Annotated in this window: 20 protein-coding genes, 2 tRNA genes, 1 rRNA gene and 1 pseudogene; 12 read left to right on the plus strand and 12 right to left on the minus strand. The window is 58.4% G+C overall.

Features of this window, described 5'->3' with window-relative positions; genetic code table 11:
- Positions 1-233: 233 nt before the first annotated feature.
- The 3 genes from BLQ41_RS25910 to BLQ41_RS25920 form a co-directional block, all read right to left on the minus strand.
- Positions 234-309, minus strand: a tRNA-Ala gene (locus BLQ41_RS25910).
- Positions 310-318: 9 nt separating this feature from the next.
- Positions 319-395 (minus strand) — tRNA-Ile (locus tag BLQ41_RS25915).
- 122 nt (positions 396-517) lie between these two features.
- A 16S ribosomal RNA gene (locus tag BLQ41_RS25920) occupies positions 518-2,054 on the minus strand.
- 663 nt (positions 2,055-2,717) lie between these two features.
- On the opposite strand from BLQ41_RS25920, the gene rhtA reads away from it, so the two are divergent.
- Both rhtA and BLQ41_RS25935 read left to right on the plus strand, forming a co-directional pair.
- Positions 2,718-3,605, plus strand: a complete 888-nt coding sequence (rhtA, locus tag BLQ41_RS25930; RefSeq protein ID WP_090186242.1) for a threonine/homoserine exporter RhtA — start codon at positions 2,718-2,720, stop codon at positions 3,603-3,605.
- A gap of 168 nt (positions 3,606-3,773) precedes the next feature.
- Entirely contained in the window at positions 3,774-4,055 is a 282-nt protein-coding gene (locus BLQ41_RS25935; protein WP_090186244.1) for a hypothetical protein, read from the plus strand.
- On the opposite strand, the gene BLQ41_RS25940 is transcribed toward BLQ41_RS25935, so the two are convergent.
- Entirely contained in the window at positions 4,042-4,614 is a 573-nt protein-coding gene (locus tag BLQ41_RS25940) for a TetR/AcrR family transcriptional regulator (RefSeq protein WP_090186246.1), read from the minus strand. The genes BLQ41_RS25935 and BLQ41_RS25940 overlap by 14 nt on opposite strands.
- Positions 4,615-4,706: 92 nt before the next feature.
- Between BLQ41_RS25940 and BLQ41_RS25945 the strand changes: the two genes are divergently transcribed.
- Positions 4,707-5,435 carry an SDR family oxidoreductase gene (locus BLQ41_RS25945; RefSeq protein WP_090186249.1) on the plus strand — a complete coding sequence of 243 codons (729 nt, stop codon included), beginning with the start codon at positions 4,707-4,709 and terminating at the stop codon, positions 5,433-5,435.
- Between the two features lie 36 nt (positions 5,436-5,471).
- Complete coding sequence (locus BLQ41_RS25950) at positions 5,472-6,062, plus strand: 2-hydroxychromene-2-carboxylate isomerase (protein ID WP_090186251.1); 591 nt, start codon at positions 5,472-5,474, stop codon at positions 6,060-6,062.
- 101 nt (positions 6,063-6,163) lie between these two features.
- On the opposite strand, the gene BLQ41_RS25955 is transcribed toward BLQ41_RS25950, so the two are convergent.
- The 4 genes from BLQ41_RS25955 to BLQ41_RS25970 all read right to left on the minus strand — a co-directional run bounded on the left by BLQ41_RS25955 (position 6,164) and on the right by BLQ41_RS25970 (position 10,386).
- Entirely contained in the window at positions 6,164-7,972 is a 1,809-nt protein-coding gene (locus tag BLQ41_RS25955) for an aminopeptidase P family protein (RefSeq protein ID WP_090186254.1), read from the minus strand.
- A gap of 66 nt (positions 7,973-8,038) precedes the next feature.
- Complete coding sequence (locus BLQ41_RS25960; RefSeq protein ID WP_090186256.1) at positions 8,039-9,196, minus strand: cysteine desulfurase family protein; 1,158 nt, start codon at positions 9,194-9,196, stop codon at positions 8,039-8,041.
- A 204-nt stretch (positions 9,197-9,400) separates the two neighbouring features.
- A complete protein-coding gene (locus BLQ41_RS25965) occupies positions 9,401-10,015 on the minus strand; it encodes a LysE family translocator (RefSeq protein ID WP_090186259.1) in 615 nt (204 codons plus the stop codon).
- A 101-nt stretch (positions 10,016-10,116) separates the two neighbouring features.
- Positions 10,117-10,386 (minus strand): hypothetical protein, encoded by a 270-nt coding sequence (locus tag BLQ41_RS25970; protein ID WP_090186262.1) that lies wholly within the window; start codon positions 10,384-10,386, stop codon positions 10,117-10,119.
- 401 nt (positions 10,387-10,787) lie between these two features.
- On the opposite strand from BLQ41_RS25970, the gene msuE reads away from it, so the two are divergent.
- The 4 genes from msuE (at position 10,788) to BLQ41_RS25990 (ending at position 14,970) form a co-directional block, all read left to right on the plus strand.
- Positions 10,788-11,351: an FMN reductase gene (gene msuE / locus BLQ41_RS25975; RefSeq protein ID WP_090188837.1), complete on the plus strand. Its 564-nt coding sequence runs from the start codon at positions 10,788-10,790 to the stop codon at positions 11,349-11,351.
- Between the two features lie 10 nt (positions 11,352-11,361).
- A complete protein-coding gene (gene ssuD, locus BLQ41_RS25980) occupies positions 11,362-12,507 on the plus strand; it encodes an FMNH2-dependent alkanesulfonate monooxygenase (RefSeq protein ID WP_090186264.1) in 1,146 nt (381 codons plus the stop codon).
- A 147-nt stretch (positions 12,508-12,654) separates the two neighbouring features.
- Positions 12,655-13,842, plus strand: a complete 1,188-nt coding sequence (locus tag BLQ41_RS25985) for an acyl-CoA dehydrogenase family protein (protein WP_090186266.1) — start codon at positions 12,655-12,657, stop codon at positions 13,840-13,842.
- 24 nt (positions 13,843-13,866) lie between these two features.
- On the plus strand, positions 13,867-14,970 hold the full coding sequence (locus tag BLQ41_RS25990) for a sigma-54 interaction domain-containing protein (RefSeq protein ID WP_090186269.1): 1,104 nt from the start codon (positions 13,867-13,869) through the stop codon (positions 14,968-14,970).
- A 12-nt stretch (positions 14,971-14,982) separates the two neighbouring features.
- Here BLQ41_RS25990 and BLQ41_RS25995 read toward each other — a convergent pair whose 3' ends face one another.
- On the minus strand, positions 14,983-15,348 hold the full coding sequence (locus BLQ41_RS25995) for an antibiotic biosynthesis monooxygenase (RefSeq protein ID WP_090186272.1): 366 nt from the start codon (positions 15,346-15,348) through the stop codon (positions 14,983-14,985).
- A gap of 95 nt (positions 15,349-15,443) precedes the next feature.
- On the opposite strand from BLQ41_RS25995, the gene soxR reads away from it, so the two are divergent.
- The 4 genes and pseudogenes from soxR to BLQ41_RS26015 form a co-directional block, all read left to right on the plus strand.
- Entirely contained in the window at positions 15,444-15,917 is a 474-nt protein-coding gene (gene soxR / locus BLQ41_RS26000; protein WP_090186275.1) for a redox-sensitive transcriptional activator SoxR, read from the plus strand.
- 198 nt (positions 15,918-16,115) lie between these two features.
- Entirely contained in the window at positions 16,116-16,574 is a 459-nt protein-coding gene (locus BLQ41_RS26005; RefSeq protein WP_090186279.1) for a VOC family protein, read from the plus strand.
- 240 nt (positions 16,575-16,814) lie between these two features.
- Positions 16,815-17,690: an alpha/beta fold hydrolase gene (locus BLQ41_RS26010; protein ID WP_090186281.1), complete on the plus strand. Its 876-nt coding sequence runs from the start codon at positions 16,815-16,817 to the stop codon at positions 17,688-17,690.
- 97 nt (positions 17,691-17,787) lie between these two features.
- Positions 17,788-18,315 (plus strand): annotated as a pseudogene (locus BLQ41_RS26015) (cation:dicarboxylate symporter family transporter); the annotation flags it as partial.
- A 351-nt stretch (positions 18,316-18,666) separates the two neighbouring features.
- On the opposite strand, the gene BLQ41_RS26020 reads toward BLQ41_RS26015, so the two are convergent.
- From BLQ41_RS26020 to BLQ41_RS26030, 3 genes are all read right to left on the minus strand, one after another.
- The gene (locus BLQ41_RS26020; RefSeq protein WP_090186284.1) at positions 18,667-19,179 is read right to left on the minus strand and encodes a GNAT family N-acetyltransferase; all 513 of its coding nucleotides are present in this window, start codon (positions 19,177-19,179) and stop codon (positions 18,667-18,669) included.
- Between the two features lie 222 nt (positions 19,180-19,401).
- Positions 19,402-20,727, minus strand: a complete 1,326-nt coding sequence (locus BLQ41_RS26025) for an ATP-binding protein (RefSeq protein ID WP_090186287.1) — start codon at positions 20,725-20,727, stop codon at positions 19,402-19,404.
- Entirely contained in the window at positions 20,724-21,407 is a 684-nt protein-coding gene (locus BLQ41_RS26030) for a response regulator (RefSeq protein WP_090186288.1), read from the minus strand. Before BLQ41_RS26030 ends, BLQ41_RS26025 begins: the two co-directional genes overlap by 4 nt.
- Positions 21,408-21,667: the final 260 nt, after the last annotated feature.

Here is a 21,667-nt window from a genome sequence, read left to right on the forward strand (position 1 = left end):
CTGGTTATACTGTGAAGACGACATTCGCCGAAAATTCGATAATACTCAATTAAGAGCAACTCACAAATTTTACCTTAGCCTGATCCGTTACCAGTGAAAGTAACGTCCAGTCTATCTTTCTATCACATACCCAAATTTTTAAAGAACGAACTAGTCAAAGACTAGAAATCAACATTCACCATCATCACGATGGAATGCTCATTTCTAAGCTTTACACAATCAGAAGCAGTTAGTGGTGGAGCCAAACGGGATCGAACCGTTGACCTCCTGCGTGCAAGGCAGGCGCTCTCCCAGCTGAGCTATGGCCCCATACAAAATTGGTGGGTCTGGGCAGATTCGAACTGCCGACCTCACCCTTATCAGGGGTGCGCTCTAACCAACTGAGCTACAGACCCAATTTCGAGCGCGTAACTGTTAGCGTGAGCTATCAGCTTGGAGCTTAAAGCTGCTTCTATCGTCTTCTTCAATGAATCAAGCAATTCGTGTGGGAACTTATGGAGCAGCTGATGTCGTCGATTAAGGAGGTGATCCAGCCGCAGGTTCCCCTACGGCTACCTTGTTACGACTTCACCCCAGTCATGAATCACACCGTGGTAACCGTCCTCCCGAAGGTTAGACTAGCTACTTCTGGTGCAACCCACTCCCATGGTGTGACGGGCGGTGTGTACAAGGCCCGGGAACGTATTCACCGCGACATTCTGATTCGCGATTACTAGCGATTCCGACTTCACGCAGTCGAGTTGCAGACTGCGATCCGGACTACGATCGGTTTTCTGGGATTAGCTCCACCTCGCGGCTTGGCAACCCTCTGTACCGACCATTGTAGCACGTGTGTAGCCCAGGCCGTAAGGGCCATGATGACTTGACGTCATCCCCACCTTCCTCCGGTTTGTCACCGGCAGTCTCCTTAGAGTGCCCACCATTACGTGCTGGTAACTAAGGACAAGGGTTGCGCTCGTTACGGGACTTAACCCAACATCTCACGACACGAGCTGACGACAGCCATGCAGCACCTGTCTCAATGTTCCCGAAGGCACCAATCCATCTCTGGAAAGTTCATTGGATGTCAAGGCCTGGTAAGGTTCTTCGCGTTGCTTCGAATTAAACCACATGCTCCACCGCTTGTGCGGGCCCCCGTCAATTCATTTGAGTTTTAACCTTGCGGCCGTACTCCCCAGGCGGTCAACTTAATGCGTTAGCTGCGCCACTAAGAGCTCAAGGCTCCCAACGGCTAGTTGACATCGTTTACGGCGTGGACTACCAGGGTATCTAATCCTGTTTGCTCCCCACGCTTTCGCACCTCAGTGTCAGTATCAGTCCAGGTGGTCGCCTTCGCCACTGGTGTTCCTTCCTATATCTACGCATTTCACCGCTACACAGGAAATTCCACCACCCTCTACCATACTCTAGCTTGTCAGTTTTGAATGCAGTTCCCAGGTTGAGCCCGGGGATTTCACATCCAACTTAACAAACCACCTACGCGCGCTTTACGCCCAGTAATTCCGATTAACGCTTGCACCCTCTGTATTACCGCGGCTGCTGGCACAGAGTTAGCCGGTGCTTATTCTGTCGGTAACGTCAAAACAGATACGTATTAGGTAACTGCCCTTCCTCCCAACTTAAAGTGCTTTACAATCCGAAGACCTTCTTCACACACGCGGCATGGCTGGATCAGGCTTTCGCCCATTGTCCAATATTCCCCACTGCTGCCTCCCGTAGGAGTCTGGACCGTGTCTCAGTTCCAGTGTGACTGATCATCCTCTCAGACCAGTTACGGATCGTCGCCTTGGTGAGCCATTACCTCACCAACTAGCTAATCCGACCTAGGCTCATCTGATAGCGCAAGGCCCGAAGGTCCCCTGCTTTCTCCCGTAGGACGTATGCGGTATTAGCGTCCGTTTCCGAGCGTTATCCCCCACTACCAGGCAGATTCCTAGGCATTACTCACCCGTCCGCCGCTCTCAAGAGAAGCAAGCTTCTCTCTACCGCTCGACTTGCATGTGTTAGGCCTGCCGCCAGCGTTCAATCTGAGCCATGATCAAACTCTTCAGTTCAAACATCTTTGGGTTTTTAAGAAACCCTAAACTTGGCTCAGCAATCGTTGGTTACATCTTTGATTTCTCGCGGAGTAACTTGTGATGCTGATAATCTTGTTGACTATCAGTCTGACTCCACAAGCACCCACACGAATTGCTTGATTCAGTTGTTAAAGAGCGGTTGGTTAAGATCTTTCGTCTCAACCGAGGCGCGCATTCTACAGCAGCCTCTGTTGCTGTCAAGCGGTTATTTTCAGAAGTTTTCAAAGTTTCCTTTGCAACTTCAACCACTTGCGCCTCCGATCTCTCGTTAGCGGGAGGCGAATTCTACAGCGTTACTCGCTGCTGTCAACACCTCTTTTTCTCCGCTTTCGACCGAGAAGATCGAAACGTCCATAAGGCCAAACCCACCTGCCTTACCGACTCCTTCTGGGCTTCGATGACCTGAAGCAACTCGCTGTCGAAAACTGCGTAACTCTTTGTTTACCAAGGAGTTTTCCGTTTCGACTGCGCCGGAAGTGGGGCGAATTATAGACTTCCAGAATCTGCCGTCAACACCTATTTATGCTTTTCTATCAGGACAGTCGAAATCATTGCTTATATATAGACGCGTCGCGTGCGAATGCGCAGTATATTGCCCAGTGCACATTACTCCCTCCCCCCTTCGGACGATGCCACACAATGAATGACCAGCCTCGCAGCCTTGCTTCGACCCTGTTCTCGGTCGGACTGCTATTAATAGCCATGGCGTCGATCCAGTCCGGAGCCTCCCTGGCCAAGAGTATGTTCCCGATCATCGGCGCCCAAGGGACTACGACCCTGCGGCTGATCTTCGCCAGCCTGATCATGATTATCCTGCTGCGCCCTTGGCGGGCAAAGCTCACTGCAAAATCCCTGCGCACCGTCATCGTCTACGGGATGGCATTGGGCGGCATGAACTTCCTCTTCTATATGTCCTTACGCACTGTCCCGCTGGGTATCGCTGTCGCCCTGGAATTCACCGGACCGCTGGCGGTGGCTATCTATGCCTCACGCCGAGCAATCGACTTCTTATGGATAGCCCTGGCAGCCGTCGGCTTGCTGCTATTGATACCGACAGGTGCAACGGCAGCGGGAATTGATCTGATGGGCGCAGCCTATGCCTTGGGTGCAGGTGCCTGCTGGGCGCTTTACATTCTGTTCGGCCAGAAAGCCGGTGCTGACAACGGCGTGCAGACCGCTGCGTTGGGCGTGATGATCGCCGCGTTGTTCGTCGCCCCTATCGGTATCGTCCATGCAGGCGCCGCCCTGTTGACTCCATCACTGATCCCCGTGGCCATCGGCGTCGCCATTTTGTCGACCGCCCTGCCCTACACACTGGAGATGGTCGCGCTGACCCGAATGCCAGCCCGGACTTTCGGCACGCTGATGAGCATAGAACCTGCGTTTGGCGCCCTATCGGGCCTGCTGTTCCTTCATGAATACCTCTCACTGTCACAGTGGATGGCCATCATGTGCATCATTTTGGCGTCTGTCGGTGCGACCATGACTATGGGAAGCGCTGCCAAGCCTGCGGTCGCCGCGGATTGATGCCGTATTTGACGCAAGTCTGGTATTTGCCGCTCAATTAGGCCATGTTTAGGCCCGCAACCCAGTGCCAGGCATGGATTTTTCAGGATAGGGATATCAGAACGCTTAAAGTGAAAGCGAATGCAGCCAGACCCGGACACAAGATCCGGGAACGCTATAAGGACAGCAATGAAACGAATTTTGCTACTGATCGCCGTACTCGCAGTTGCGGGCTGTGCGGCGACATCGAAAACCCAGGTCAAGCATGGCAAGAAAGGGCTCCATATCAACTGTTCCGGGCTGTCCTCGTCCTGGGACAAGTGTTACACCAGCGCCGCCGACTCGTGTGCGCCCAAAGGCTACAAGGTCATTGCCAAGTCCGGGGATGCTGTGGAAGAACCTGGCGATTATCCGTTCGGCCTCAACCCCGCCGGTTATACCAGCCGTAGCATGATCGTCATTTGCAAATAGGTTGATGCCGCCCGGCAATCTGGCGGCCAATCTCATCATGACTGGATTGCAGCACCGTACGTTGAATATCCGTCGAGGCCAGCATTCGCGCCACGACCAGCGCACCAACGCATTGCGACAGAATGGCCCACGCAAGACTGTCGCTTTGCAGGATCTTCGCCCAACTCTCCTGCAACCGACAAATCCAGACCTGCGCCTCCTCGCGCACAAGAACATCTGATCGGGCGATCTCGGCTCCCAATGTCGGTAACGCGCAACCGGACTCAGGATGCTCGACATGGGCCATGCTCAGGTATTGCTTCAAGCAACGTTCGAGTTTGTCGCAGTCCTGATCAGCGCCTAATCGCTCCAGACTCTGACTCAGCTCACGCTCGACGATGGACGCGAACAACTGGTCCTTGGACGTAAAGTGGCTATAGAAAGCCGCCCCACTCAAGCCAATCGCCTTCATCAAGCCATCCACGCCCACGGCTGAAAACCCGACCTTCTTCGCCGACACCGCGCAGCTCTGCAACAGCTTTTCTTTGGTTTCCAGCTTGTGACTGGCCGAGTAACGCATTGCCTTGCCCTCAGGATTGATCGCCTTGACGCCTACCAAATCGTAGCATAACGTTCGTTCAGTTAACGATCGTTCATCAAAGGGATCAACCCATGAATAACAAGAAGGTCGTACTGGTTGTCGGCGCGGGTGACGCTACCGGCGGCGCGATTGCCAAGCGTTTTGCGCAGGAAGGCTACATTGCCTGTGTCACGCGCCGCAGCGCGGACAAACTCCAGCCGCTGGTCGATGCAATCAAGGCTAATGGCGGCGATGCGCACGGGTTCGCCTGCGATGCACGCAAGGAAGAGGATGTGATTGCGCTGGTCGAGGAGATCGAAACCCGCATTGGCCCCATTGAAGCATTCGTTTTCAATATCGGCGCCAACGTGCCGTGCAGCATCCTCGAAGAAACTGCTCGCAAGTATTTCAAGATCTGGGAAATGGCCTGCTTCTCAGGTTTCCTCAACGCACGCGAAGTCGCCAAGCGGATGGCCAAACGGCAACGAGGTACGATCCTGTTCACGGGTGCTACCGCCGGGATGCGTGGCGCCGCCGGCTTTGCCGCTTTTGCCGGCGCCAAGCATGGCATTCGCGCACTGGCCCAAAGCATGGCCCGCGAACTGGGACCGATGAACATCCATGTTGCTCACGTCGTAGTCGACGGCGCCATCGATACGGACTTCATCCGCGAGAGCTTTCCAGAGAAGTACGCGACCAAGGACGAGGATGGCATCCTCAACCCCGAGCACATCGCCGAGAATTATTGGTATCTGCACAGCCAGCCTCGGGACGCCTGGACGTTCGAGCTGGATCTGCGCCCCTGGAATGAACGCTGGTAAGCCCTCCCCTACAACAATAAGCAGAGTGCACCGACCATGAGCAAAACCGTGGAGTTTTTTTTCGATCTGGGTAGCCCCGCCACTTACCTGGCCTACACCCAACTGCCGAAAATCTGCGAGCAGACTGACAGTCAGCTGATCTACACGCCGATGCTTCTGGGTGGAGTGTTCAAAGCCACCGGCAATGCATCACCGGCCACCGTCCCGGCCAAGGGTCGCTACATGTTTCAGGACCTGGACCGTTACGCCAAACGCTACGGCGTGCCTTTGAAGTTCACCGCTGATTTCCCTATCAATACCCTAATGCTCATGCGCGCCGTCACGGGCATGCAGTTGCGCCATCCCGAGCGCTTTGCGGCGTTTATCGATTGCCTGTTCCACGCGCTTTGGGTTGAGGGGCGTAATCTCAATGATCCTGCGACTGTCGCGGCAGTGCTTACGCAAAACGGCTTCGACCCAAACGAAGTGTTGGCGCTCACCACCGATGAGGAAGTCAAAGCTGCTCTAAAGGACAATACCGAGAAAGCGGTCCAGCGAGGCGTGTTTGGCGCACCGAGCATGTTTGTCGGTGACCAGATGTTCTTCGGTCAGGATCGGCTGGACTTCATCCTTGAAGCCCTGAGTTAACTTCTGATATTCAGGCGCCTGATGGAAAAGGCGCCGCCTGAGTCAAATCCTTTATCGACGACAGCTGTCAGGCGCTCGAAACAGCGCCTGAACGGCTCCGGTCAAATAGCCGCGGTACGGGTGTTCAACCACTCAAGGGCCGCGCCATCAAGCAACGGGCTCAAGCGCTCGCGCACCTCGGCATGGTAGGCGTTGAACCACTGCTTTTCGTCTGCCGTCAGCAGCGAAGGCTCCAGGCAGCGAGTGTCGATCGGGCACAGGGTCAGGGTTTCGAATTTCAGAAACTCGCCGAACTCACTTTTGCCAGCTTCACGATTCAACACCAGATTCTCGATCCGTACGCCCCAGCGACCCGGACGGTAAGTGCCGGGCTCGATAGAAGTGATCATGCCCGGCTGCATCGCGGTTTGCGGTGCTGCAGCGGCCTGATAGGCGATGACCTGCGGACCTTCGTGGACGTTAAGGAAGTAGCCGACGCCATGACCGGTGCCGTGACCGTAATCAACGCTTTCAGCCCAGATCGGCGCACGGGCGATCGAATCGAGCAACGGCGAGAGAATGCCACGCGGGAATTGCGCACGGGACAGCGCAATTACGCCTTTGAGTACCCGGGTGCAGTCACGTTTCTGTTCGGCGGTCGGCGTACCGACCGGCACCATCCGCGTGATATCAGTGGTGCCACCCAGGTATTGACCGCCGGAGTCGATCAGCAACAAGCCGTCGCCCTCGATCACCGCATGTTCTTCTTCGGTGGCGTGGTAGTGCGGCATCGCGCCGTTGGCGTTGAACGCGGCAATGGTGTTGAAACTCAGCGACACGTAGCCCGGACGGCGGGTACGCGCGGCCGTCAGGTGTTCATCGATGGTCAACTCGGTGATCCGCTCACGCCCCAACGCCGTGTCCAGCCAGGCGAAGAATTCGCACAGCGCCGCGCCGTCCTGCTCCATGGCCTGGCGAATGTGCCCGGCATCGGCCAGGCTCTTCTGCGACTTGGCCAGGGTGGTCGGGTTCAGGCCTTCGACCAGTTTCACGCCGCTGTTCAGGTTATCCAGCAAACCGGCAGTCACCCGCGCCGGATCGACTTGCAGGCTCGCGCCGCTCGGCACGGCACTCAACGCAGCCGCCACTTCGCTGTAGTCGCGCAGGGTCACGCCGTCCTGCTCGAGGACCGCACGCAGTTCGGCATTGACCTTGCTCAGTGCCACGAACAGGGTGGCCTGCTCCCGGCTGATCAAGGCGAAGGAAACGAACACCGGGTTGAACGACACGTCGCCACCACGCAGGTTGAACAACCAGGCGATGTCGTCGAGGGTAGCGATGAAGTGCCAGTCGGCACCGCGATCTTTCAGGACCTCACGCAATTTCGCGAGTTTTTCACCACGACTGACAGTCGCCTGAGGTGGCAAGTGTTGATAAATCGGCTCGTTCGGCAGTCTTGGACGGTCGCGCCACACTTCGCTCAGCAGGTCGATGTCAGTGCGCAGGCGAGCGCCACGTTCTTCGAGCTTGCCACCCAGCGTACGCGCAGAGGCCACGGCCATCACCGCACCGTCTACCGCGACCACGCCACCTTCAGGGGTTTGCTCGGCCAGCCAGTCCAACGGACCGGGCTGGCCCGGTTGCAGCTTGACCAGCTCGATGCCGCTACCTTTGAGTTCCTTGGTCGCTTGTTCCCAGTAACGGCTGTCGGCCCACACACCGGCAAAGTCCGGCGTCACGATCAGTGTGCCGACCGAGCCATGAAAGCCCGACAGCCACTGCCGTCCTTGCCAATAGCCCGGCAGGTATTCCGACAAGTGCGGATCGGCCGACGGCACCAGCAGGGCATGAATGCCCTCCCGGCTCATCAGTTCGCGGGTTTGCGCCAGGCGTTCGGGCACCGATCCATTGATCGAAGGCTGCGTACTCATCGTGTCTCCTGCTAATCACTGCATCATTATTGTTGAGTGCCGATCAAACGCCGGCACTTTCAGGCCCTACTGCCAAAATGCCGGAGCACTGGCGCAGGCCGCTTTAATCAGTTGTGCCGCCTGGTCGACGTCCTGGTCGGAGGTGAACCGGCCGAGACTCAAGCGAATGGTGCGGCCCGCCGCGCGGGCGTCATGCCCCAGCGCCAGCAGCACATGGGACGGAGCATTGCTGGCCGAGTTGCAGGCCGAGGTCGCGGAAAACGCGATCGAGTGGCTCAACGCCGCGGAATTGAACTCGCCTTCGTTGAAGGTCAGGCTCAGGGTATGGGGAATGCGTTGGGTCGGGCTGCCATTCAGGCGAACGCCGGGAATGCTCAGCAGTTGATCAAGCAAGCGTTCGCGCAGCCGCACGATCTTGGCCTTTTCATCGTCGAACGAATCGCCCGCCAACGCGAATGCAACGCCCATGGCTGCGATCTGGTGAGTCGCCAGGGTGCCGGAACGCAGGCCACCCTCGTGACCGCCACCGTGAATCTGCGCCTGCAATCGCTGCTGCGCGCGAGGGCCGACATACAGCGCGCCGATGCCTTTGGGGCCGTAGAGCTTGTGCGCCGAAAACGACATCAGGTCCACCGGCAACCGGGCCAGATCGATCGCCACTTTACCCGCGCCCTGGGCGGCGTCGACATGAAACAACGCATCGCGATCACGCACCACCTGGCCGATGGCGGCGATGTCGTTGACTGTGCCCAACTCGTTGTTGACCAGCATCAGCGACACCAGAAAGGTGTCTTCGCGCATCGCTTCGCTGACCGCTTGCGGGGTAATCAACCCTTCGGCGTCCGGCACCAGATAGGTCACGGCGACGCCGGTGTCTTGCAGCTGTTTCGCTGTGTCGAGAATCGCTTTGTGTTCAATCTGGCTGGTGATGATGTGGCCGCCGGACACGCCGCGCGCCTGGGCCACGCCCTTGAGTGCAAGGTTGTTGGATTCGGTCGCACCGGAGGTCCAGACGATCTGCTCGGCCTGGGCACCCACCAGTTCGGCGACCTGGTGCCGCGCGAGCTCTACCGTTTGCCGGGCCTGTTGGCCGAATGCATGGGAGCTGGAAGCCGGGTTGCCGAAGTTGCCGTTGAAACCCAGGCACTCGACCATGACCTTGATGACCCGCTCATCCACCGGCGTGGTGGCGGCGTAGTCGAAATACAGAGGACGTTTATTCATATAAGACTCGCAGAGCGTGTTCCGGGATCAGGAAGCTCGTCACTGAAACGCCAACGCGCAGCCTCGTGAGCTGCGCTGATATTTCAGAGCGTTAGAAATACCTGATCGGAGGCCGTTAAAGAAGAACAACTTCATTTAAAAGTGCGTAGGAACGCTCCTGAAGTCGAGCTTAACAGGCATCGGGCAACCGGTTGAAGCAATGCGTCATCTAAAGCTTTCAATCAACAACGGATACAGCGAAGCCACCAACAGCAAGGCCATGCCCCAGTTGAACAGCCGCAACCAGCGGCGATCCTTCAACACGTTGCGCAACAACGTGCCACACCCGGCCCAGACACTGACGCTCGGCAAATTGATCAAAGCAAACACCGCCGCAATCACGATCACGTTGGTGAAATAACCCTGCATCGGCGTGTAGGTGCTGATGGCACCGATGGCCATGATCCAGGCCTTGGGGTTGACCCACTGAAATGCCGCCGCGTCCAAATAGCTGATCGGCTTGCTCTCGCCCTTTTCACTTTCCGAGACCGGTCCGGAATGGGCAATTTTCCACGCCAGGTACAGCAAATACGCCGCACCGACGTAACGCAGAACCGTATAGAGCATGGGATAGGTTTGAAAGACTGCACCCAGGCCAAAGCCGACCGCCACGACGAGCACGAAGAAACCGCAGGTAATACCGAGCATGTGCGGAATGGTGCGGTTAAAGCCGAAATTCACACCGGATGCCAGCAACATGGTGTTGTTGGGGCCAGGCGTAATCGAGGTGACAAGTGCAAACAGGGCGAAACCCAGTAGCAGATCGAATGAGAGGGTCATGAGCGGCAATCCGTCAGGGTCAGTCAGATGTTGACCCTATCGCACGCCCCGAGGGAAACCCACGGACAGTTGGGTAAAACTTCGAGCGGTACAGTTTTCGATCAGCTTGAGCGACCGTGAAGCTGTACAGCACGCCCGGCGTTCATCTCGCCTTGTTTGTCGAAACTGAACGACTTTTGCGGCTGACCGAGCAATTGAGCTTTTTTCGCGTGGTATTCCTCGAAGGACAGACCGCGACGGTTCAAGTCTTCCAATGCCAATTCCCTGGTTTCTTCCGCTGTGTACGGCCGCAATTCCGGCGAAACATGGCTGGCGCATCCGGCGAGAACGGAGACTGCGAGCATCAAGAAAGTGGCGATTAGAGGTTTCATGTCGGGCGTCCTGGCATCTGGGTTCGGGTCAATGAACACAGGCTACCCGGCCCCCTCGACGGGCAGAAATCAACGCTCTCGATAGTCGCTATCGACTACGACTAATGCCAGTCAGCTTCAGCACTTAATATATTCAAACGATCTATAAATATTAATTTAAGGTCTTTTGAGGAATAACGATCAGCCTTTATAAACAACGTCAGTGCCAACGCAACTGTTGTCCACGCAACTGTTTGTCAGGCAACAGCGTTTCAACAAACAGCCTCACCAATTGAACAGTGCATGTGGCTCAACACGCTGCAAGCCCCGGAAAACGTGGCTTTGAAGGATTGGTACAGCTCTTGCTCAAGCCCTGTGACTACTCACTGCTCGCTGAGCAACTGTTTAAAAAGGAACTGATCATGTCGCGCCCATTGAAAGTCGTTGCCCTCTCCGGCGGAACCTGGCGTCCGTCCCGTACCCTGGTGCTGACTCAGGCACTGTTGGCCGAGTTGGCCGAGCATTTGCCGATCGAGAGCACGTTGATCGAACTGGGCGACATCGCCCGGCCACTGGGCGCCGCCCTGTCGCGTCAGGAACTGAGTGCCGAGATCGAGACCGAGCTGCAAGCCATCGAGAACGCCGACCTGCTGATCGTTGCCGCGCCGGTGTATCGCGGTTCCTACCCTGGCCTGCTCAAACATCTGTTCGACCTCATCGATCTCAATGCGCTGATCGACACCCCCGTGCTGCTCGCCGCCACCGGTGGCAGCGAGCGTCATGCGCTGATGCTCGATCATCAGTTGCGGCCACTGTTCAGTTTCTTCCAGGCCTTGACCTTGCCGATTGGCGTCTACGCCACCGAAGCCGATTTCTCCAATTACCAAATAACCAGTGAGCCCTTGAAGGCCCGCATTCGCCTTGCTGCAGAACGCGCCGCGCCGTTGTTTGGCGTGCACCCCAAAAATCTGCTGAAAATCGCTTAAGGATTTCTTCATGGATGTTTTCTGGTTTCTGCCGACCCACGGCGATGGTCATTACCTGGGCACGACCCAGGGCGCCCGCCCGGTCACTCTCAATTACCTCAAACAAGTGGCACAGGCCGCTGACAGCCTCGGCTACCACGGCGTGCTGATTCCGACCGGGCGCTCCTGCGAGGATTCGTGGGTGATTGCCTCGGCGTTGGTGCCGCTGACTGAACGCCTGCGTTATCTGGTGGCGATCCGTCCTGGGATCATCTCGCCAACGGTTTCGGCGCGCATGGCCGCCACCCTGGATCGACTGTCCAATGGCCGTTTGCTGATCAACGTTGTGACCGGCGGTGATCCCGATGAAAACCGCGGTGACGGGATCTTCCTCGATCACAGCGAACGCTATGAAGTCACCGACGAGTTCCTGCAGATCTGGCGCCGCGTGCTGCAAGGCGAATCGGTGGATTTCGAAGGTAAACACCTGCAAGTGCAGAACGCCAAGGCGCTGTATCCGCCGGTGCAGAAACCGTATCCGCCGCTGTACTTCGGCGGTTCCTCCGAAGCGGCCCATGAACTCGCCGCCGAGCAGGTCGATGTCTACCTGACCTGGGGCGAGCCGCCGGCCGCCGTGGCGGAAAAACTCGCGGATGTGCGTGAGCGGGCAGCCCGAAACGGTCGCACGGTGAAATTCGGCATTCGCTTGCACGTGATCGTTCGCGAAACGGCCGAAGAGGCCTGGAAAGCCGCCGACAAACTGATCGAGCACATCAGCGACGAGACCATTGCCGCCGCGCAGAAATCCTTCTCGCGTTTCGACTCCGAAGGCCAGCGACGCATGGCAGCGCTGCATGACGGGCGACGTGACAACCTGGAAATCGCACCCAACCTGTGGGCCGGTGTCGGCCTGGTGCGTGGCGGTGCCGGGACGGCGTTGGTAGGCGATCCGCAGCAAGTGGCGGCGCGGATCAAGGAATACGCGGACCTGGGCATCGAGAGTTTTATCTTCTCCGGCTACCCGCACCTCGAAGAGGCGTATCGCTTTGCCGAACTGGTGTTCCCGTTGCTGCCTGAGCCGTACGCGAGCCTGGCGGGGCGGGGCGTCACCAACCTCACCGGGCCGTTCGGCGAAATGATCGCCAATGACGTGCTGCCCACCAAAGCCACGGCTTGAAAACCTCTCCTGCTGATCGTTCCCACGCTCGGCGTGGGAATGCCTCAAGGGACGCTCCGCGTCCAGTGACGCAGAGCGTCACGGGCTGCATTCCCACGCGGAGCGTGGGAACGATCAGCGTATGTCGTCAGAAATGAGGAACTCCGCGTGACAGCCAAGCCGCAAAGCGCCCTGTTATCACCCTTGCAGACCGCCCGCCAACTGGCCGCCGGATTTGCCCTGACCGCTGTCGAGCGCGACGAGCGTGGCGGCACACCCAAGGCCGAGCGTGACGCGCTGCGCGACAGTGGTCTGCTCGCGTTAAGCATTCCCACTCAGTACGGCGGCCTCGGCGCCAGCTGGAGTGACACCCTGAGCATCGTGCGCGAGTTCGCCAAGGTCGACAGCTCGATTGCCCATGTTTTCGGTTTTCATCACTTGATGCTCGCCACCGTGCGCCTGTTCGCCAAGCCCGAACAGTGGCAACCCTGGTTCGAGCAGACGGCGCGCAAAAACTGGTTCTGGGGCAACGCCCTCAACCCGCTGGACACTCGCACCGTAGTGAAAAACCTCGGCGGCTGGCGTGAGTTTTCCGGCAAGAAAAGTTTCTGCTCAGGCGCCAGCGATTCAGAAATGCTGATCGCCTCGGCGGTGGATGAAAGCGCCGGCGGCAAGCTGTTGATCGCCGCGATTCCCAGCGGTCGCAGCGGCATTACCTTGCACAACGACTGGAACAACATGGGCCAGCGCCAGACCGACAGCGGCAGCGCAACGTTCGAACGAGTCCGTGTCGAGGAATCGGAATTGCTGCTCGACCCCGGCCCACTGAGCACGCCGTTTGCCTGCCTGCGGCCGTTGATTGCCCAGCTGACGTTCACCCATATGTTCCTCGGCATCGCCGAAGGTGCCTTCGAAGAGGCGCGGCAATACACGCTGACCGAAACCCGACCGTGGCACAAATCCAGCGCGCAGGATGTGCGTCAGGATCCTTATGTGCTCGGTCACTACGGTGAGTTCTGGGTCGCCCTCGAAGGCGTTCGCTTGCTGGTGGAACGCGCCGCCGATTTGCTCGACAAGGCGTGGGCAAGAGGCCCGAATCTAAGCGCCGAAGAACGCGGCCACCTGGCTACCGCCATCGCCACCGCCAAGGTCGCGGCAACGCGCAACGGCCTGGACATCTGTAGCCGGTTGTTCGAAGTCACCGGGGCGCGCTCGACTCACGCCTCTCTGCGACTGGACCGTCACTGGCGCAACTTGCGCACGCAAACCCTGCACGATCCGGTGGATTACAAACTCCATGAACTGGGCGACTGGGCGTTGAACCAGTCCCTGCCGATCCCGACTTTTTATTCATAGCCTTCCATTGCTGGAGCCTGCCCAATGCAACTTCTGACCCTACCGCCCTCGCCCGCTCTGGCCACTTCGATCCGCGCTACCGCACAGGTGTTCGAAGACCCTAAATCCCAATCCTTGCTGGCCCACATTCAACAGGTCGCACCGAGTGAAGCCAGCGTGCTGATCATCGGCGAAACCGGCACCGGCAAGGAGCTGGTGGCGCGGCATATCCACAACCTCAGCGCCCGCCGCAACCGGCCGTTCGTGGCGGTGAACTGCGGTGCGTTCTCCGAATCCCTGGTGGAAGCCGAGCTGTTCGGTCATGAGAAAGGTGCGTTCACCGGCGCGTTGAGCGCCAAGGCCGGCTGGTTCGAAGAGGCCGACGGCGGCACCTTGTTCCTCGATGAAATCGGCGATTTGCCGATGGCGATCCAGGTTAAATTGCTGCGGGTGTTGCAGGAGCGCGAAGTGGTGCGCCTGGGTTCGCGCAAGAGCATCCCCATCGACGTTCGGGTGCTGGCGGCGACCAACGTGCAGTTGGAAAAAGCCATCAACGCCGGGCATTTTCGCGAGGACCTGTACTATCGCCTCGACGTCGTCAGCCTGGAACTGAGCCCGTTGCGCGACCGTCCCGGCGACATCCTGCCGCTGACCCGACATTTCGTCGAAGCCTACAGCCAGCGCCTCGGCTACGGCACCGTGACGATCAGCAAAGAGGCCGAGCTGAAGCTGCGCGGCTACAGTTGGCCAGGCAACATCCGCGAACTGGAAAACGTCATTCACCACACCCTGCTGATCTGCCGCAACGGCGTGATCGAACGTGATGACCTGCGCCTGTCGAACATGCGTATCGAGCGTCAGGACGATTACCACACCAATGTCGACGACTCACCGGAAGCCTTGCTCGACCGGGCCTTTCAGAAGCTCTTCGAGGAACAGGCCGGTGCGCTGCACGAGAAAGTCGAAGACGCCTTGTTGCGAGCAGCCTATCGCTTCAGCCATTACAACCAGGTGCACACCGCCGCCCTGCTCGGCTTGAGCCGCAACGTCACGCGCACGCGCCTGATCAAGATCGGCGAGCTGGCGGTGAACAAGCGCAGGCCTACGGAAAACGTGCAGGGTGAGCGCTTGATGCAGTTGTCGATTTAGGCCCTTACCCCGTCATGGCACCAGAGTGCAATGCAGTGCGTCGTCGTGGCTGCGTTCCAGGCTGTGCAACACCTGGAACGAGCCGAACGTTACGGTTTTCGCCCGGTGCGCGCGAATCAACTGCCAGAAATCCTGCTCGCCGCTTTCAAAGCTTTGAAACGCAGCCTCCCCCGCTTCGCGAGATTGCCATTGCAGGTAGTTGAGCACACGCCTGCCATCCTCGCTGGCCTGGATGCTGGCGTTAAGAAAACCGCTGTTGCACTGGGCCAGACGTTCAGTCTGTCTCGATAAGGCCGATACGAGCGCGGGTTGCTGATGGGGTTCGATCTCGAATTCGATCAGTTGGGTAAAGCTGCGGTTTTTCTCTGGCGTCTGCATAAATAATCCCCACTTACGTGAATGCCGGAGCTTGCGATCCGAAGGCCTGCAGGGTAAAACCTCGACTTAACTAGAGGTCAAGGAGCATTTTCTAAATGATCACCGCGCAAAACCTGCACAAGGAACTCACCGTCGGCCAACTGGCCGCGCGCAGTGGCGTAGCGGTCACGGCCCTGCACTTTTATGAGTCCAAGGGGCTGATCAAGAGCAATCGCAACCAGGGCAATCAGCGGCGTTATCCACGGGAAGTGTTGCGGCGGGTGGCGTTGATCAAGGTGGCTCAGCGCTTGGGGATTCCGTTGGCGGAGATTGGCGAGGCATTGCAAGCCTTGCCGGATAACCGCGCGCCCACGGCGGCGGACTGGAAGGTAATGTCGGCGCAGTGGAGCCTGGATCTGGATGAGCGGATCAATCAATTGACGTTGCTGCGGGACAAGCTCAATGGCTGCATCGGGTGCGGGTGTTTGTCGATGGAGGCGTGTCCGTTGCGTAACTTCGGTGATGTGCTCGGAGAGCAAGGGCCGGGGGCGCAGCTGCTGGAATCGAAGGCTGATCTGGGAACGAATTGAGCCCCTTCGCGAGCAAGCCCGGTCCCACACGGGCTTTGTGAACACTGCCGATGATCTTCACTTTGAAGGCTTAGTGACCGCTGAACAGTGGTGCTGCTCGTCGGGCACTCGGTCGCAGTAAAGGCGCTGACCTATAGTTATCCGACCGGAAATCGGCGAAGGAACACCTTCAATTCACAACAAAAAGGGAGAACCGTCATGAGCGTCAAACCCATTCCAGAGGGCTATCACAGCATCACACCTTACCTGGGCATCCAGAAAGCGGCCGAAGCCATCGAGTTTTACAAGAAAGCCTTTGGTGCGACCGAAGTCATGCGCCTGACCATGCCGGATGGCGGCATCGGGCATGCCGAGCTGAGGATTGGCGATTGTCCGATCATGCTGGGCACGCCGTGCGATCAGGGGCCGTTGAGCAATCCGGACAAGTCGCCCTCCGTGGGGCTGCATCTGTATGTGAACGATGTGGACAAGTCCTATAAACAGGCGATTGCGGCCGGCGGCACGGTGGTGTCCGAGGTCAAGGATCAGTTTTATGGCGATCGCTCGGGGACCTTGAAAGATCCTTACGGGCATTTGTGGTTTCTGGCCACGCGCAAGGAAGACCTGACGCAGGAGCAGATTGAGCAGCGGGCCAAAGAGATGTTCAAGCAGGGCTGAGCCCACCGATCGTTCCCATGCGGCTGATCGTTCCTACGCTCTGCGTGGGAATGCAGCCTGGGACGCTCCGCGTCCCAAAAGTAGACGCAGAGCGTCCATTGAGGCATTCCCACGCAGAGCGTTGGAACGATCTTGCCTTCCTTGAACACACTTCATGAACAAGCCCTCCACGCTTTGCGCCTTGCCCTAACCGCTGAACAATTTCAGGATGCAGGCAACTACAACAAGGAGTCATTCCCCATGTTCGCCGGATTCCTGAAAGACCAGCGCCACGTCAATGGCGTTGATATCGCCTACCGCATCGGCGGCACAGGGCCGGGCTTGCTGTTGCTGCACGGTCATCCGCAAACCCACGTCATCTGGCACAAAATCGCTGAGCAGTTGGCCGAGCATTTCACCGTGGTTGCCGCCGACCTGCGCGGTTATGGCGACAGCGCTAAACCACCCGCCAATGATCACCACACCAACTATTCCAAACGCGAAATGGCCAAGGACGGCGTCGAGTTGATGAAGTCCCTGGGCTTCGACCAGTTTTCGGTGCTGGCCCACGACCGTGGCGCCCGTGTGGCCCATCGACTGGCGCTGGACCATCCCGATGCCGTGCAACGCATGGTGCTGCTGGACATCGCTCCGACCTTGTCGATGTATGAGCAAACCAACGAAGCCTTCGCCCGTGCTTATTGGCACTGGTTCTTCCTGATCCGCCCGGCGCCGTTGCCGGAAACCCTGATCGAAGCCGATCCTGAAGCCTACTTGCGCAGCGTCATGGGCAGCCGCAGCGCCGGGCTCAAACCCTTCACGCCTGAAGCCTTCGCCGAATACCTGCGCTGCCTGAAACTGCCGGGCACCGCGCGCGGGATCTGCGAGGACTATCGCGCCAGCGCCAGCATCGACCTTGAACACGACCGCGCCGACATCGACGCCGGGCGTGATTTGAACCTGCCGCTGCTGGTGCTATGGGGCGCCGAAGGCACGGTTGGCCGGTGTTTCGAACCGCTCAAGGAATGGCAACTCGTCGCCACCGACGTGCGTGGCAAAGCCCTGCCCGCCGGCCATTACATCGCCGAAGAAGCCCCTGAATTGCTGCTCGCCGAAGTCCTCGGCTTCCTGCGCTGACAGCCGCGTCTCACTGACCTGAACCCACCTTCCGCCGCGGGCCGTCACTGGCCCGCGCGGAATCGTCACGCCCAAAAAACGTCTGGAGATAATAAAAATGACAATCAGAAAACTGCTGGGAACCCTCTATGTGCAGGTGCTTATCGCCATCGCGCTGGGCATCGCTATCGGGTATTACTGGCCGCAAGTCGGCATCGACCTCAAGCCGTTGGGCGACGGTTTTATCAAGCTGATCAAGATGATCATCGGCCCGATTATCTTCTGCACCGTGGTCTCCGGGATCACCAGCATGCACGACGTGAAACAGGTGGGCCGGGTTGGCGGCAAGGCGTTGCTGTATTTCGAAGTGGTCTCGAGCATCGCGCTGTTGATCGGCTTGCTGGCCGCCCATGCGCTGCATCCGGGCGCCGGTTTCAACATTGATGTGAAGACCCTCGACACCTCCGCCATCGCCGGTTTTGTCGGCCAGGCGCAACACGGCGAAGGCGTGACCGGGTTTCTGTTGCATATGATTCCGACGACGTTTTTCGAGGCGTTCTCCCAGGGCGAAATCTTGCCGGTGCTGTTCGTTTCGGTGCTGTTCGGCATTGCGCTGGTGATGGTCGGCGAAAAGGGGCGGCCCTTGACCTGGCGATCGATGTACAACAGGACGTGGCCCTGGTCATCGAGGCGACACACCGTGTGGGAATCGATGTGTTTGTCGTAAAGGGTTCTTGCTGAGGTCATGGAGAGGCTCGCTCGGGCTCGCGGGGTTCAGGCGTCTACGATCCATCTTAGGGAGTCGGATTTGCCCATCAATGGCCGGACAGTGATCTCGTGAACCATGTTTCGTGTTGGATCGAGCAATATCCCAATCTGAACTGAATACTGGTTCTTTGTGGGAGCGGGCTTGCCCGCGATTGCGGTGAGTCAGCCAACATCTATATCGAATGAAGGACGCTATCGCGAGCAGGCTCGCTCCCACAGGTAATGCTGCTCACGTAAGAATATTTTGGGGTTGGGTATATAAACGGGGCACCAATGTCTTGTGCATCGGAATGGCATGAAGACCTGCCACGGCGAAGGTGTCGGCGCAGGGTCGATAACCCAAATGCAGATAAAAAGCCTCGCTTGTCCGAGTGCTGTTGAGCCTAGCCTGACGCGCGCCCCGCTCGATCAACCAGCCTTCGAGGTCGCGTACCAGCGCCTCACCAGCACCACGACGAAACCATTCAGGCTGCACGTAGCAGAACGCAACTTTGTCGTTGATCGCCGCCATCGCGACCCCCACCGGCTTGTCCTGCAACAGGGCGATGTTCAGGTAAAGCCGTTGATCCGTCAGCCAGGACCGTATGTGCTCGGTGGTTTTGTTGTGGGTCCAGGCGGCAACGGTTCGCGGGTCGTTGCGGTGGTCGAGCGCGCAACCGACGCGAATGGAACGCTCGACGATCCGGCTGATAATGCTGGCGTCGGCGGGGGTTGCCTGACAGATATTCAGGGGTGCATCCATGGCGCTGTACCTCAATCCATTGAGAAAAAGCTGCCGGGGACGATAGCGCCGTTCGAGCCCCGCGACTAATGGAGAGACGTTACTTTTAATGTGCAACCCAAACCAATGTAGGAGCTGTCGAGTGAAACGAGGCTGCGATCTTTTGACTTTGATTTTTTAAGATCAAGATCAAAAGATCGCAGCCTCGTCTCACTCGACAGCTCCTACGGGGTGTGGTGTTGGTTAGAGCGGTTGTAATGGCATGGTCAGTTCAACGCGCAACCCGTCCGGTCGGCTGTCGAAGTGCAACGTGCAGCCACAGCGCTGAACGATCGCCTGGACAATTGCCAGCCCCAGGCCGCAGCCGGTGCTCTGGCCATTGCGCCAGAATCGCTGGGTCAGGTGTTGCAGGTCGTCTTCGGCAATGCCCGGGCCGTGATCGCGGACCAGAAAGCGAACTCGATTACCGGTGGTCTCCAGGGTCAGCTCAACCGGCCCTTCACCCGGAGTATGGCGCAGGGCGTTGTCCAGCAGGTTGCGCAACGCCGCAATCGACAACACGGCCGGCATTTGCACCGGTGCAACGGAGAACTTCGCCGGCGTTTGGAACTTGATCCGCTGACGATCGCCACTGGCCGCATCCTGAATCGCCAGTTTCGCCACTTGCTCGGCGCTGCATTGCACACCGTCATCGAACGACAAACTGCCTTCGACACGCGCCAGCAACAGCAGTTGTTCCAGGGTGCGGTGCATGCGGTCGGCGCCTTCTTCAGCCCGGGCCAGGGACTGATCCCGCGCGGCGCCGTCGGTCATGCGTGCCACTTGCAGGTGAGTCTTGATCGCGGTCAGCGGGCTGCGCAATTCATGCGCCGCGTCACCCGTCAGGCGTCGCTCGCGTTCGATTGTCTTGCCGATGCGCTGGAACAGTTGATTCTGGGTGTCCAACAGCGGTTGCAGCTCGCTGGGCAGCGGCTGGATTTGCAGCGGTTCAAGGGAGTCGGCGCTGCGCCGCATCAACGCATCACGCATCCGGTTGAGCGGCGCCAGCCCTTGGCCGATTCCGAGCCAGAGCAGGCACAGGCAGCCGAGCAATGCGACGCCTACCGGCACCGACGCGGCCAGCAGGATCGACATGTTTAGAGCTTCACGCTCAATCTGCCGGTCGGCGGTGGTGATGCGCAGATCACCGCGCGACAGGGTGAAACTGCGCCACGGCGCGCCATCGATCATCTGATCGTGGAAGCCCAGTTTCTCGGCTTCCAGTGTTTGTTGCGGCTCGCTGTGACTGCGGGCGAGGATTTCGCCACGCAAGGAACTGACCTGGCAGGCCATGCCACCGGGGATGTTCAATTGTTCGGCGCTGAAATGCGTACCCTCGCCCTTGGTCGGCAGCGGCGGCAATTGCTCCATCAGGCCGGCGACCATACGCGCCGACGCCACCAGCCGCTGATCGAGGGAAAACATCATCTGATTGCGCAAGTCGCTGAGCATCCAGGCTGCCGCCAAGGCCCAGATCAACGCAAAGGCGGCGCCGAGCGTCAGGCTCAAGCGCAAACGCAGGCTCATCACTTTTTCAATTCCTCTCCGCCATCGGCCGGCCCCAGGCGATAGCCCAGGCCGCGCACTGTCTCGACAATGCCATTGCCGAGCTTGCGCCGCAGGTGATGGATATGCACGTTGAGGGCGTTGCTTTCCAGCTCATCGTTAAAACCATAAACGCTGTCTTTCAGTTGCTCGGTCGACAGCACCCGACCACGGTTATGCAACAAGGCCTGCAACAGCGACTGCTCACGACGGGACAAGTCCACCGGCTGACCGCCCAGCATGGTTTCGCGGCTGCTCGGGTCGTAGGTCAAACGGCCATGTTCGATCAAGTTGACGCTGCGCCCCGCCACTCGCCGCAGCAGCGTGTGCAGGCGCGCGGCCAGTTCGCGCAGGTCGAATGGCTTGAGCAGGTAATCGTCGGCGCCGGCCTGCAAGCCGTCGACACGGTCAGTGACCGAGTCCCGGGCCGTCAGAATCAGCACGGGGATTTCCAGACCTTGATGGCGTAACTGCTGTAATAGCTTCAGACCGTCTTCATCAGGCAAGCCAAGGTCGAGCACCATTACGTCGAACTCGGCGACCTTGAGCATCGCCCGCGCAGCGGACGCCGTGGCGACATGCTCCACGGTCAGACCCTGGGCGGTGAGCCCTGCGACAATGCCGCTAGCAATCAGCTCATCGTCTTCGCAAACCAGTACGTGCATGGGCGCTCCATGAGCTAAAAACGCGAGTGAAGCAGGCGAGGATTAAGCCGCAATTATGGCAAGCCCCACTGCCAACGAGAAGCGCGGCCTGCGGTTCAGCCATCGCACCAGCGTACCAGAAGGGTATTTGATAATCGCCCAGTTGTTTTAGGCGTTAGTTGGCAACACATAGCCTGGTCTCAAACCGAAACAACCTCCCTTTAAAAATCACACCGAACAGCGATTACATTGCGATAATCTAAACCCGGCACAAACAACCA

It is taken from the genome of Pseudomonas arsenicoxydans, assembly GCF_900103875.1.
Classification (GTDB): domain Bacteria; phylum Pseudomonadota; class Gammaproteobacteria; order Pseudomonadales; family Pseudomonadaceae; genus Aquipseudomonas; species Aquipseudomonas arsenicoxydans.

Bases quoted from the DNA above. Each gene is read 5' to 3' on its own strand.
- rhtA (WP_090186242.1), top strand. From the start codon at position 2,718: ATGAATGACCAGCCTCGCAGCCTTGCTTCGACCCTGTTCTCGGTCGGA.
- BLQ41_RS25935 (WP_090186244.1), top strand. From the start codon at position 3,774: ATGAAACGAATTTTGCTACTGATCGCCGTACTCGCAGTTGCGGGCTGT.
- BLQ41_RS25940 (WP_090186246.1), bottom strand. From the start codon at position 4,614: ATGCGTTACTCGGCCAGTCACAAGCTGGAAACCAAAGAAAAGCTGTTG.
- BLQ41_RS25945 (WP_090186249.1), top strand. From the start codon at position 4,707: ATGAATAACAAGAAGGTCGTACTGGTTGTCGGCGCGGGTGACGCTACC.
- BLQ41_RS25950 (WP_090186251.1), top strand. From the start codon at position 5,472: ATGAGCAAAACCGTGGAGTTTTTTTTCGATCTGGGTAGCCCCGCCACT.
- BLQ41_RS25955 (WP_090186254.1), bottom strand. From the start codon at position 7,972: ATGAGTACGCAGCCTTCGATCAATGGATCGGTGCCCGAACGCCTGGCG.
- BLQ41_RS25960 (WP_090186256.1), bottom strand. From the start codon at position 9,196: ATGAATAAACGTCCTCTGTATTTCGACTACGCCGCCACCACGCCGGTG.
- BLQ41_RS25965 (WP_090186259.1), bottom strand. From the start codon at position 10,015: ATGACCCTCTCATTCGATCTGCTACTGGGTTTCGCCCTGTTTGCACTT.
- BLQ41_RS25970 (WP_090186262.1), bottom strand. From the start codon at position 10,386: ATGAAACCTCTAATCGCCACTTTCTTGATGCTCGCAGTCTCCGTTCTC.
- msuE (WP_090188837.1), top strand. From the start codon at position 10,788: ATGTCGCGCCCATTGAAAGTCGTTGCCCTCTCCGGCGGAACCTGGCGT.
- ssuD (WP_090186264.1), top strand. From the start codon at position 11,362: ATGGATGTTTTCTGGTTTCTGCCGACCCACGGCGATGGTCATTACCTG.
- BLQ41_RS25990 (WP_090186269.1), top strand. From the start codon at position 13,867: ATGCAACTTCTGACCCTACCGCCCTCGCCCGCTCTGGCCACTTCGATC.
- BLQ41_RS25995 (WP_090186272.1), bottom strand. From the start codon at position 15,348: ATGCAGACGCCAGAGAAAAACCGCAGCTTTACCCAACTGATCGAATTC.
- soxR (WP_090186275.1), top strand. From the start codon at position 15,444: ATGATCACCGCGCAAAACCTGCACAAGGAACTCACCGTCGGCCAACTG.
- BLQ41_RS26005 (WP_090186279.1), top strand. From the start codon at position 16,116: ATGAGCGTCAAACCCATTCCAGAGGGCTATCACAGCATCACACCTTAC.
- BLQ41_RS26010 (WP_090186281.1), top strand. From the start codon at position 16,815: ATGTTCGCCGGATTCCTGAAAGACCAGCGCCACGTCAATGGCGTTGAT.
- BLQ41_RS26020 (WP_090186284.1), bottom strand. From the start codon at position 19,179: ATGGATGCACCCCTGAATATCTGTCAGGCAACCCCCGCCGACGCCAGC.
- BLQ41_RS26030 (WP_090186288.1), bottom strand. From the start codon at position 21,407: ATGCACGTACTGGTTTGCGAAGACGATGAGCTGATTGCTAGCGGCATT.